Origin of the sequence: Sphingorhabdus sp. EL138, from assembly GCF_945882965.1 — a bacterium.
Lineage (GTDB): Bacteria > Pseudomonadota > Alphaproteobacteria > Sphingomonadales > Sphingomonadaceae > Sphingorhabdus_B.
The window spans coordinates 76,451-87,965 of sequence record NZ_CAMCWY010000010.1; the positions used below are offsets into that span (position 1 = coordinate 76,451).

The window sequence follows — 11,515 nt, forward strand, 5'->3', positions numbered from 1 at the left end:
TATGGCACTCGACATACTGATTGTAGACGATGAACAAGACATTCGGGACTTGGTGTCCGGAGTGCTTGATGATGAGGGCTATGGCACAAGGACAGCAGCTTCTGCGGATGAGGCGTTGGCAGCGCTCGATGAGCGTTTGCCGTCGTTGATATTGCTCGACGTCTGGCTTCGCGGTTCATCGATGGACGGGATTGAATTGTTGCGCGCTATCAAAATCCGGGATCCGCAAATTCCGGTTATCGTGTTTTCGGGACATGGGAATATCGACACTGCTGTTGCTGCTATCGGGCAAGGTGCGGTTGATTTTATTGAGAAGCCGTTCGAAGCCAGCAAGTTGTTGCACCTTGTTTCAAAGGCAACCGAAACTGAACGGCTGCGTGCTGAAAATGCCGACCTTAAGGCGCGGGTTGGGCATTCGGAGGAACTGACCGGTTCGTCGGTATCGATCAATGCGGTGCGCGCAACGCTAAAGAAGGTGGCTGGCACAGGAAGCCGAATGCTTATCACTGGGCCGGCAGGTGTGGGCAAAGAAGTCGCTGCGCGTTTGCTACATAGCTGGAGCCCACGGGCAGGGTCACCCTTCATGTCTGTGAGTGCCGCGCGATTGTCTCCTGAACGATTTGACGAAGAGTTGTTTGGAATCGAACAGGATGGCCGTCTCGTGCAGGCGGGCATGTTGGAAAAAGCGCATGGCGGGACACTGTTCCTAGACGAAGTTGCAGACATGCCGCGCACCACACAAGGCAAGATCCTGCGCGTGTTAACGGATCAGAGCTTCGTTCGGGTAGGCGGTGACCGGCAAATACGTGTCGACGTGCGCTTTGTGTCGGCCACTGCGCGCGACTTGGCTTTCGAAATTTCAGAAGGCCGGTTCCGCGAAGATTTGTTTTACAGGTTAAACGTTGTTCCGGTCGAGATTCCACCCTTGTCGGGGCGGCGCGAAGATATTCCCGACCTCGTCAACCATTATGCCGCGCGCTTTGCATCCGAACATCACATATCGCCACCTAATTTCTCGGGTGATGCGATGGCAGCACTTCAGGCGTGTGAATGGCCGGGCAACGTCCGACAATTGCGTAATATCATTGAACGCACCATCATATTGGCCCCGGCAGAAGGCGTTGCGACAATTGAGGCTGATATGCTGCCATCAGAAATCATCAACAGCTTTGAAGGCGCAGAACATAATGTCACGTCTCTTATGGGGGCGCCGTTACGCCAGGCGCGTGAAGCATTTGAACGCGAATATTTGCGGGTACAGATTAAACGTTTTTCCGGCAATATTTCAAAAACCGCCGCTTTTGTGGGTATGGAGCGATCTGCGCTGCACCGGAAGCTAAAGCTATTGGGCATTTCTGTCCGCAAAAATGTACCGGATTTTAGCGACGACTCTGGGTCTTGAGCGCAATTGCGAAGTTGGTGTTATTCGTGTAATAGCTTTGCTGGATTATGTGGCTGCCTGATGGGCAATCTGCAACAGTTGGCGTAACGAAAAATATAAACGGATAATCATAATGACTGAAAAAAATAATGGTCTTCAAGACCTATTTCTGAACTCCCTCAGAAAATCGAAGACCCCTGTGACTATGTTTTTGGTGAAGGGCGTAAAACTTCAAGGTGTTGTAACGTGGTTTGACAACTTCTCGGTGCTGTTGCGCCGCGATGGTATGTCGCAGCTTGTATATAAGCATTCCATATCGACAATTATGCCATCGTCTTCACCGGATCGTTCATTATTCGATGATATGATGTCACGCGTTACGCACCGGCCCGGCATGCTGCAGGATGTTTTTCTACACGCTATGTGTGACAAGAATGAATCGGCGACGACGTTTCTGGTGAATGGTGTGATGCTTCAAGGCTTTATTGTCGCTTATGATCTTTTTTCGGTAATGCTGGAACGTGATGGCACGACGCAGCTTGTATATAAGCATGCCATATCCACTATCCAGCCAGCAAACCCGGTTAACCTTGCCGAATATAATCAGGGCGTCGATGAGAGCGATATTTGAGCGGGTTTGAACGCAGCGAAACTGACGAGTTCGCGCGTGGTGCGCGCGCTTTAGTCATATATCCGGAGCTGCCTGGACGGGCCACTGTGGGGCCGGAGGCGCGCCTTGCAGAAGCCGAGGGGCTTGCGCTTGCCATTGGCCTGAATGTTGTTTGCAAAAAGCATTATCGGGTGCGATCACCGCGGGCGGTGACGCTGCTCGGCGGTGGGCAGGTTGAAGAAATAACTGAAATGGGCCGCGAACTTGAGGCGGATCTTTTGATTGTGGATGCTTCGCTGACCGCTATTCAGCAACGTAATCTTGAAGAACGCACCGGACTGAAGACAATTGATCGTACTGGGCTGATCCTAGAAATTTTTGGCGAACGCGCCGCTACGGCCGAAGGACGGCTGCAGGTTGAGTTAGCGCATCTTGACTACCAAGCGGGGCGCTTGGTCCGTAGCTGGACTCACTTGGAGCGGCAGCGCGGTGGTTTCGGCTTCCTTGGCGGTCCGGGTGAAACGCAGATTGAGGCCGACCGTCGGATGATCCGGGACCGCATGGCGCGGTTGCGGCGCGAATTGGAAGAGGTGAAAAGGACCCGTTCTTTGCATCGCGCCCGGCGTAAACGGGCACCTTGGCCAGTGATCGCTTTGGTGGGCTATACGAACGCGGGTAAATCGATTTTGTTCAATCGGCTTACAAATGCGACCGTCCTTGCCGAAGATATGTTGTTCGCCACGTTGGACCCAACGATGCGGCAAATCACGCTGCCGGGGGTGGAAAAGGCGATATTGTCCGACACTGTTGGTTTTGTGTCTGACCTGCCAACGCAATTGATCGCTGCGTTTCGCGCGACATTGGAGGAAGTGATATCCGCTGACATTATCGTCCATGTACGTGATATATCTCATCCCGAGGCCGATGCGCAGCGTGACGATGTTTTGCAAATTTTGCGAGATTTGGGCGTGCTGGATGGTGAGCGGGCGACGAATCAACCGCGCATGGTTGAAATTTGGAACAAGCTGGATCTTTTAAATGATGATCGGCGAGCGGAGTTATCCAGCATGGCTGCGCGTGATGATGATATCTTAATGATATCGGCCGAGACAGGTGAGGGCATTGATGCTCTCAAGGCTTATCTCACAGCGGTTATTGCCAAGGGAAATGAGCTGCGCACCGTCAAATTGCGCACTGATAATGGCGCAGCTTTAGCTTGGTTGCATGGACGCGGCGTGGTGCGCAAGCAGGACGTTGACGGTTACATCGTCTCGATTGACGTGTCCTTGAGCCGCCAATTATGGGGCCAGTTCGAAAAACAGTTCGAGCAGGCTGCTGCTTAAGCAAGCGTCTTAGATTTTCTCTTTTGCTTTGGCTTGCTGCCAAAGTTCTTCTTTTTTATCGAGTGACAAACCCACAAAAGCGTTGCCCGCAGATAATTCCATATCACGAAACCGCCGTTCGAACTTGGCGCTCGCTTGTTTCAGTGCATATTCTGCATCCACTTTATGAAAGCGCGCGAAGTTGACGACGGCGAAAAGCAAATCGCCTATTTCTTCAGCTAGATGACCGGCTGAAGTTGCTTCGTTAACTTCATCTAATTCTTCAAGTATTTTGTCACGCGCGCCGAACCGATCCGGCCAGTCAAAGCCTGTGCGGGCCGCGCGTTTTTGAATTTTCTGTGCGCGTAATAAAGCGGGAAGGGCAAGGGCCACGCCTGCCAACGCGCTGCCGTCTTCATCGCCGCTGCGTTCGACGGCCTTTATGGTTTCCCAATCGTCTGGCACTTCATGACCTGTAGCTGTGGCATCTCCATACACATGCGGATGGCGGCGTACCATTTTATCACAAATGCCATTAACGACGTCTTGCAAGTTGAACGCGCCAAGTTCCGATGCCATCTGGCAATGAAACACGACCTGAAGCAGCAAGTCGCCAAGCTCGTCCTTAAGCGATACCAGATCATTACGCTCAATCGCATCGGCAACTTCATAGGCTTCTTCAATAGTATAGGGCGCAATCGTCGCAAAGTTTTGGTCAATATCCCATGGACAGCCAGTGTCACGATCACGCAGGCGCGCCATGATATCGGTAAGAGGGGTAATGTCAGCATTCATCGTTTCACCACATCAAATAGTTCGATAATATATATTATGTTAAGTAAAATATCACATCAACTAAGCATGTGCATCAATTGCCATATGCTTAATCACGGTTGAAGCACCATCTTATTGGCTTCCACCCTCCAACTTTGCATCCTGTTGAGGAAGTTCATGCCCAATAAGTTGACGTCGCCGAAACGCTCCGACACGACCACTGGATGGTTTTCAATTCTGTGCGGCCCCACAGTTAATGACCGAACGTTCGCACGCTTGGCGGCTACACGGCCGTTTGCGGTGCTCAGGATGATTGGATAGCCATCGGCTTCAACACCGGTTTCTAACGCTGTTGTCGCATTGATCGCTGTGATCGTCGCGCCGCTATCGACCATGAAGCGAACAGGTTTGCCGTTTATGTCGACCATGAGCCAATAATGGCCATCATCCTGTCGGCGTAACTCTATTGCTTCGCTGCTGACGCTTTGTCCGCTGGTGCCCGATATATCGGCTTTCACGCGTTCCCAGATGCCAATGAATTCAAACCGGAAGCTGAAAATGGCGAACAAAGCCGCGAAAATGGCTACCCAAGCCAGCGCTGCTTTGGCAAGATAGCCCAAGGGCAAACCCCGCGCGGCAAGCGAGCTAACAAGCAGCAATATGCAAACGACGCCCCAGATCAGCGATGGCCCGTCTTCCATCATTTTCACCGACTTGCTTTCGTAAACAAGTCATAGAAATTGTCTGAAGTTTGCTGCGCAAGGGTTTCTGCCGCGACGTCACGTAACTGCGCCACAAAGCGCGCGGTATCGGCTACAAAGGCTGGCTCACCGGTTCTGCCGCGATGCGGTATAGGCGCCAGAAACGGGGCATCGGTTTCCACCAGCAATCGATCTGCGGGTAACCATTTGGCCACATCTTGAAGGTCTTTGGCGTTCTTAAACGTTACGATACCCGACAGCGAGATATACAGACCCAAATCCAAGGCAATCCGCGCAAATTCGGCACTGGCCGTAAAGCAATGAATAACGCCGGTAAACGCCCCTTCCCGCATTTCTTCGGTCAGTATCGCCGCCGTATCGGCCTCGGCATCGCGGGTATGGATGATGATCGGTAGGCTCGTTGTGCGCGATGCCTTTATATGCTCGCGAAAGCCAGTGCATTGCTGTGCCCGGTCGCTTTTGTCGTAATGATAATCGAGGCCTGTCTCGCCAATGGCGACAACACGCGGATGTGCAGATTTTGCAACGAGTTTCGCGCAATCCATGCCGATATGCTGGTCGGCCTCATGTGGGTGAATTCCGACGGACGCCCACACATCCTTTTCTTGTTCGGCAAGGCAAATAACCTCATCCCACTCGCGCTCTCGCGTCGAAATGTTGAGCATGGCTGTCACACCGCTGTCCCGCGCTCGTGCAAGTATATCGGCCTCTCGTTCAATCAAGCCTTTGTAATTGAGGTGGCAGTGGGAATCGACGAACATCAGGCGCTAGCCCCCTGCTCCGCCGGCAATTCAAGCCGCGGAAACAGGCCTATAGGCTGAGCAATTTGGAAACCGCCTTCGGCCAGCGGCGAATACCAATGCGACCCTGCATGGCCAAAATTACGCACATCGCGTGGCACACCCATTTGATCGAGCAGTTTAATGGCTGACCCCGGAATGATTGGCTGCACAGCTATCGCCAACTGCGCGATGCAGATGAATAACGTCGCCAATACCGTCTCCATCCGCGCGGGATCGGTTTTCTTGAGCGCCCAAGGTGCCTGCACGTCGACATAGGCGTTGCATGCAAACACCGCCTGCATCCAAGCTTCCAAAGCTTGAGACATGGCAAGTTCTTCAAAATGCGCCGGAATATGAAACGAAACAGCATTGCCGACCAATTCGAGCAAGGCTTGGTCATCGCCATGATGGTCGTGTATCCTAGGAAGATAGCCTTCGCAGTTTTTGAATATCAGCGACAATGTCCGCTGCGCCAAATTGCCAAAGCTGTTTGCCAAATCAGCATTTACCCGTGTCACAATGGCTTCTGGGCTATAGCTACCATCCTGTCCAAAGCTGACTTCGCGCAGCAGGAAATAGCGCAATGCATCTACGCCAAAGAGCTGCGCTAGCTCCATCGGGTCGACGACATTGCCCAAGGATTTCGACATTTTCTCCCCGCGCGACAGTAAAAAGCCATGGCCGAACACCATTTTGGGCAAGGGTAAGCGTGCCGACATCAGGAATGCGGGCCAATATACGGTGTGGAACCTGACAATGTCCTTGCCAATGATATGGACGCTCGCTGGCCAAAATTTGCGCCATTCTTCGGTGTCATCGGGAAAGCCAATGGCGGAGATATAGGCAGTCAGCGCATCAAGCCAGACATACATGACATGGTTCTCGCTGCCCGGAACCTTTACCCCCCAGTCAAAGCTGGTGCGGGAGACGGACAAGTCTTTCAATCCGCCTTCGACAAATTTGATGGTTTCGTTCTTGCGGCTGTCGGGGCGCATAAAACCCGGGTTCGCAGCGTAATATTCCAACAATGGCTGCTCATATTTGGAGAGTCGGAAAAACCAGCTTTCTTCAACTGTCCATTCAACTGGCGTGCCTTGGGGCGACAGCTTTTGTCCCCCTTCCCCATCGGTTAGCTCGCCTTCGTCATAATAAGCTTCGTCGCGGACAGAGTACCAGCCCTCGTAGCGGTCCAGATAGAGATCGCCATTGGCCTCAAGCCGTTTCCAGATCGCCTGGCTCGCTATGTGATGACTATCGGCTGTCGTTCGGCAAAAATGGTCAAATGAAATATCAAGTGTTGTGCACATATTCTTGAAATAGGATGACATTTCATCCGCAAGATCGCGAGTCGCCTTGCCCAGCCCGCGTGCCGTCTGGTCCATTTTTAGGCCATGTTCGTCCGTGCCAGTGACGAAACAGACTTCGCGGCCATTCAACCGCTGAAAACGTGCAATCGCATCTGTGGCAATTGCCTCATAGGCGTGGCCGATATGCGGCTTTCCATTGGGATAAGCGATTGCGGTGGTGATGTAGAAAGGTTCGGACATGGAAACTCTTAATAATGGCTATGTGCGCGCTGTATGCGCTTGAAACGATGCCAGCAAGCTTGCCATTTGAAACACGACGCTTTGTTTGTCCAAACTTAAGGCAATAGCCCGCGCGGCAAGTCCGCTTGCGGCCTCCCAAGCCGCGACACCGTTGCGCACCTGCGTGGCATCAAGCTTGCGTGTGTATTCGGCGATCAGGGACGGCGCACGGCGCAAGAAAGCCTCATAACGCGGCTGCGCAGCCTTTAACGACAGCCTGTCTGCCAAGCCATTGCGCAGTGCATTGTCGCGGTCGCCCGTGCGCAGTATCGACGTCATGGCATCCTCAATCTCCTTCAGGTCAAGACCAAGAAAATCAAGCGCTTGCCCCGGTGTGCCATTGCCCAAGCGAATAAGGGCTTCAACCTCGTCCGCACTGACCTCCGGCACCGCGCGGTGCAACACATTGGCCATGTCGGCGTCACTCAATGCCTCAAACCGAAGGATCTGGCAACGCGACTGAATTGTCGGCAGCAATCGGTCACAGGCATGGCTGATGAGGAAGAAAAAGGTGCCAACCGGCGGTTCTTCTAATGACTTGAGCAAGGCGTTGGCCCCGCCCCGCTCCAAGTCGTCCGCAGCATCAATGATGATCGCGCGTCTGTTGCTTAAACCGGGTCGGGTGGTCAGCGACTGCTGAAGCCCACGGATTTGATCGACGGTGATGCTGCGCTTGAACTCGGTAACATCATCAATGTCTTCATCCTCCTTCAACGCCTCTTTTGGTAGCCGTTTGACGGACAGAATATCGGGATGCGACCCGCGCGTTATCATGCTGGCATAGGCATTTTCCGGATCAACCAGCATGGCCGCAGCCCTGAGTGCAAAGGCAGACTTTCCGATTCCCCGTGGCCCAGATAATATCCAGCCATGGTGGATCTTATTACTGTCACACGCCGTCGCAAACTGTCGCCACGCTTTATCATGTCCTACATAATCTTTCATGCAGGTTCCAACAGGTCAGCAATTTCGGCCAATAACCGCGCGGTTACCTCGTCCGCCGCACCCGAGGCATCGACAAGCCGCACGCGCGGTTCACGCTCGGCAAAGCTCACAAAGGCGATATCTACGTCCGAATGGAAATTCTCTGTACGGCCCTGAATTCGATCGGGCTGGTTCTGGTCACGCGCTGCCGCGCGGCTTGCTGCCTCTTTGGTGTTGAGTCGCAGCACAAGGGTTCGGTCGGGCAACATGCCATGGCTGCCAATCTGGTGCAGCGTCATGATGTCGGCATCGGACAGGCCGGAGCCCGCACCTTGATAGGCCCGACTGCTGTCGATAAAGCGGTCGGAAATGACCCATTTTCCGCTGGCCAAGGCTGGCTCGATAAGTCGGTCAACATGGTCGCTGCGCGCGGCGGCGAACAGCAATGCCTCGGCGCGGGGTATCCACCGTTCTGCGCTTCCACCAAGGACCAACTGCCGGATGGTTTCCGCGCCTTCGGTTCCACCCGGTTCGCGGGTTATGATTACCTCATATCCATATTGTGTGATGAACGCGGCAAGCGCAGCAACCTGAGTCGACTTGCCAACCCCCTCGCCGCCTTCAATAGTTATAAAACGCCCGCGTGCGGTCACAGGCGCACGCATATAGGTTGGCTCGTTAAGTTGTCCGCAGTATCAGGCATAGGTTCTTCTGTTCCATCATCGAATATCGCAAATGGCATAGCCGCCACCGTTAGGAAACCGATAAGCGAATTTATCAGCAGCGTATAGCGGGCAGCGCGATGAACGCCAAAACCTAGTTCCGCAATTCGTCCGCCAACAATCCGACCGATAGCGCATAGAAATTCGAACAATTATAGTCGAGTATAACGCGATAATTCCCGCCGAGAAGATAGGCGGTATTGCCCACGCCATCGGGTTCAATCAATGTCGCCATCATATTGTCATTTGGCCAAAAGCTCCGCTGCGGTGATATACCCAATTGCCGCCATTCGGCGATTGTCCGCCATTGGCTGTGCCGTGCAAAGACGCGGGGGCATCGCGGCGACGTCATAAGCGAGCGCATGATGCCCCGATTAACTGACTCAGGCACATTGACCGCAAATCCCCAATCCTCACCACGCCGCCAACCCGCATTGACGAAATAATTGGCGATGGAGGTCATGGCATCGACTTCGCTGCGCCAAATATCGGCAAAGCCGTCACCATCGCCATCGCGCGCAAGCCGCAAATATACCGACGGCAGAAATTGTGGCTTACCCAGCGCCCCGGCCCAGCTTCCGGTAATCGCATATTGCGGCACGCCCTTGTCAATCATCTTCAGCGCCGCGATCAACTCGCCTTCAAACAATGCACGTCGGCGCCCTTCATACGCCAAGGAGGCCAAGGCTTCGGGTGCGTTGAAATTGCCGGTGACGGAACCATAATTGGTCTCATGCCCGTAAATGGCGATCATGATTTCTTCAGGTACGCCGGTTTCATCTTCAATCCGCTGGAGCAACGGGCGAAGCTCCGCATATTTGGCGCGGCCCCTGCTGATGCGTTCTGCATCGACATGGCGCGCTTTATAAGGCGCAAAGTTGGGCACGGGCGCGCTGGACGCACCTTCGGGCTGCTGCCGGTCAAGCCGGACGACGCGATCATTATAGGTAATCGACGGCAGCACGCGGTCCAGCGTTGCTGGCGTCACCCGCTCCAGCAGAGCGCGTTGCCGCACGGCCGCCAGATAGGACCGGAAACCGGCCTCCTGCGCTTCTGTGCCCAGTGCTGAGCCTGTGCCAATATCCTGCGCCAGACAATTCGGGCCGAGCACCGAAGCACTCACGCACATTGCCATCGTCATCACAATTTTACGGTAATAGCGCACTGAGCTCCCTTATGTTCGACCGGGACATAGTGCCACAGACAATACAGGCTGTGAAATGCTTTGGTCTTGCCGAACAGCCATTTCATCGCGTGGCTTGGCCAAGGAACATATCATCTAAGCTTGCCAACGCAAAGCGCACTAGCTAGGGGACGCATCGTAAGCGGACAGGTGGCCGAGTGGTTTAAGGCAACGGTCTTGAAAACCGTCGTGGGTGGAAGCTCACCGTGGGTTCGAATCCCACCCTGTCCGCCAATATGCGTTGCTTTAATTGAATAAAATTTCCAACAAGCTCCCCGTTACCATAAGCGCTCCCTGATAGGAGCTGGCTTAAATGGGCCACTGCTTCGCGGTTTTCTGGCTAGGCTGAAGGGCCACACCCTATTCCAGCGCCGCACTTTGATCCGTGATCAAGATATCGCCCCACCCCCCGGGAGGGGGGAGGGCCGAGCGCGGCGTAACTGTCACGGGTTAGACCCGCACAAAATTTTTTGCATTTTTGCAGGATAACTTAACGCCAACCTTGGTTTTGCCAGGAATAGGCCTCCGTCATTTTCGCAGCCGCGGATCGTGCAAACACCAATGCTTGCTTCCTGGCGCAAGTCGAATGGTTAATCTGGATGAGTGCGCAATCAGCAAAGCAACTCCAGATCGCATAAGACTTTGCCATGCGTTTGCAGGTCTCGGCATTCGGCCCAAGCAGCTTTACCGGGCCCCTCAGTGGAGCCCGGCCACTGTGATGTCAGGCGCCCCCTTGGGCCACTCACCCAATCACAGTTATATCGGTATAGGCCAACGCGGGCGGCGTGGTTGAGCTCAGCAGTGCGATCTGCACGGCCGCAGCAGAGCCTGTTCCGTCAGCATCGTAGTAAAGAATGCCCGTGGTCGTGTTGTAAATCAGGCGATCCGTTGCGTCCCCTGCGGTCGTAAAGCCAGCACCCGAACGGAACGCATCCTGAGTGAGATCGCCCAGGGTATCTGGTCTGCATTTGGGGCGATCGTCCCCTTCCTGCTATTCCGCACCGAGAGTTAGTGCATATCCATCTCCAGCGCCATACTTGACCGTAGGTTGAGCGTGACGGAACCGAATGGCGTCCATGGAAGTGCCTCAGATGCCGGTGCCGGTGAACTGTTACGAATTTTGCCTGTTATCCATTCCAAAACCCCTTCACGATCTAAAGTGACAGTTGTTTTGGATGGCGAAGGGATCAGATTACGGGCTAACTCCCGTGAAACTCTTTCATGTTAACTGCCAAGGGCGGGCCGCAAAAAGCCCAAAATCATCGAAAGTTAATGTCGCTTTCTGCGCAGATATCGCGGCCGCGTTTGATCATGATCTCGTCGCAGATGAAATTGGCTCCTGCTTCGAAATCACGCTCCAGATACCTCATTCGTCGTCGCCCCCATCCGCGATCATGCTTTTTTTGAGCAGACGGTTCTCAAGCGTCAGGTCGGCCACACATTCCTTCAAAGCGCGGGCTTCGCGGCGCAGATCCTGCACCTCGCCGCTGGTCGCGGCACGGGCAGTGT

10 protein-coding genes, 1 tRNA gene and 1 pseudogene are annotated in these 11,515 nt (G+C 53.9%); 4 read left to right on the forward strand and 8 right to left on the reverse strand.

The genetic code is table 11. The features are described from left to right. Nucleotide 1: 1 nt before the first annotated feature. From Q0N43_RS06160 to hflX, 3 genes are all read left to right on the forward strand, one after another. On the forward strand, nucleotides 2–1,402 hold the full coding sequence (locus Q0N43_RS06160) for a sigma-54 dependent transcriptional regulator (RefSeq protein WP_295444019.1): 1,401 nt from the start codon (nucleotides 2–4) through the stop codon (nucleotides 1,400–1,402). A 112-nt stretch (nucleotides 1,403–1,514) separates the two neighbouring features. Continuing rightward, a complete protein-coding gene (gene hfq, locus Q0N43_RS06165) occupies nucleotides 1,515–2,012 on the forward strand; it encodes an RNA chaperone Hfq (RefSeq protein ID WP_295444022.1) in 498 nt (165 codons plus the stop codon). After that, nucleotides 2,009–3,334: a GTPase HflX gene (gene hflX / locus Q0N43_RS06170; protein ID WP_295444025.1), complete on the forward strand. Its 1,326-nt coding sequence runs from the start codon at nucleotides 2,009–2,011 to the stop codon at nucleotides 3,332–3,334. The genes hfq and hflX overlap by 4 nt, the downstream gene beginning before the upstream one ends. A 9-nt stretch (nucleotides 3,335–3,343) precedes the next feature. Here hflX and mazG read toward each other — a convergent pair whose 3' ends face one another. The 7 genes from mazG to Q0N43_RS06205 form a co-directional block, all read right to left on the reverse strand. Continuing rightward, nucleotides 3,344–4,108, reverse strand: coding sequence for a nucleoside triphosphate pyrophosphohydrolase (mazG, locus tag Q0N43_RS06175; RefSeq protein ID WP_295444028.1), 765 nt, complete (start codon nucleotides 4,106–4,108; stop codon nucleotides 3,344–3,346). A 92-nt stretch (nucleotides 4,109–4,200) separates the two neighbouring features. Further along, entirely contained in the window at nucleotides 4,201–4,791 is a 591-nt protein-coding gene (locus tag Q0N43_RS06180; RefSeq protein WP_295444054.1) for a TIGR02281 family clan AA aspartic protease, read from the reverse strand. A 2-nt stretch (nucleotides 4,792–4,793) separates the two neighbouring features. Beyond that, complete coding sequence (locus Q0N43_RS06185) at nucleotides 4,794–5,570, reverse strand: TatD family hydrolase (protein WP_295444031.1); 777 nt, start codon at nucleotides 5,568–5,570, stop codon at nucleotides 4,794–4,796. Beyond that, nucleotides 5,570–7,138, reverse strand: coding sequence for a methionine--tRNA ligase (metG, locus tag Q0N43_RS06190; protein ID WP_295444034.1), 1,569 nt, complete (start codon nucleotides 7,136–7,138; stop codon nucleotides 5,570–5,572). Before metG ends, Q0N43_RS06185 begins: the two co-directional genes overlap by 1 nt. An 18-nt stretch (nucleotides 7,139–7,156) precedes the next feature. Further along, nucleotides 7,157–8,122 (reverse strand): DNA polymerase III subunit delta', encoded by a 966-nt coding sequence (locus Q0N43_RS06195; RefSeq protein WP_295444036.1) that lies wholly within the window; start codon nucleotides 8,120–8,122, stop codon nucleotides 7,157–7,159. Continuing rightward, nucleotides 8,119–8,766, reverse strand: a complete 648-nt coding sequence (gene tmk / locus Q0N43_RS06200) for a dTMP kinase (RefSeq protein WP_295444039.1) — start codon at nucleotides 8,764–8,766, stop codon at nucleotides 8,119–8,121. The genes Q0N43_RS06195 and tmk overlap by 4 nt, the downstream gene beginning before the upstream one ends. Before the next feature lie 151 nt (nucleotides 8,767–8,917). Further along, nucleotides 8,918–9,916 carry a lytic transglycosylase domain-containing protein gene (locus tag Q0N43_RS06205; protein ID WP_295444057.1) on the reverse strand — a complete coding sequence of 333 codons (999 nt, stop codon included), beginning with the start codon at nucleotides 9,914–9,916 and terminating at the stop codon, nucleotides 8,918–8,920. A gap of 234 nt (nucleotides 9,917–10,150) precedes the next feature. On the opposite strand from Q0N43_RS06205, the gene Q0N43_RS06210 reads away from it, so the two are divergent. Then, nucleotides 10,151–10,240: transfer RNA gene (locus Q0N43_RS06210), tRNA-Ser, on the forward strand. A 1,127-nt stretch (nucleotides 10,241–11,367) separates the two neighbouring features. Here the strand turns inward: Q0N43_RS06210 and Q0N43_RS06215 are convergent. Next, nucleotides 11,368–11,515 (reverse strand): annotated as a pseudogene (locus Q0N43_RS06215) (IS3 family transposase); the annotation flags it as partial.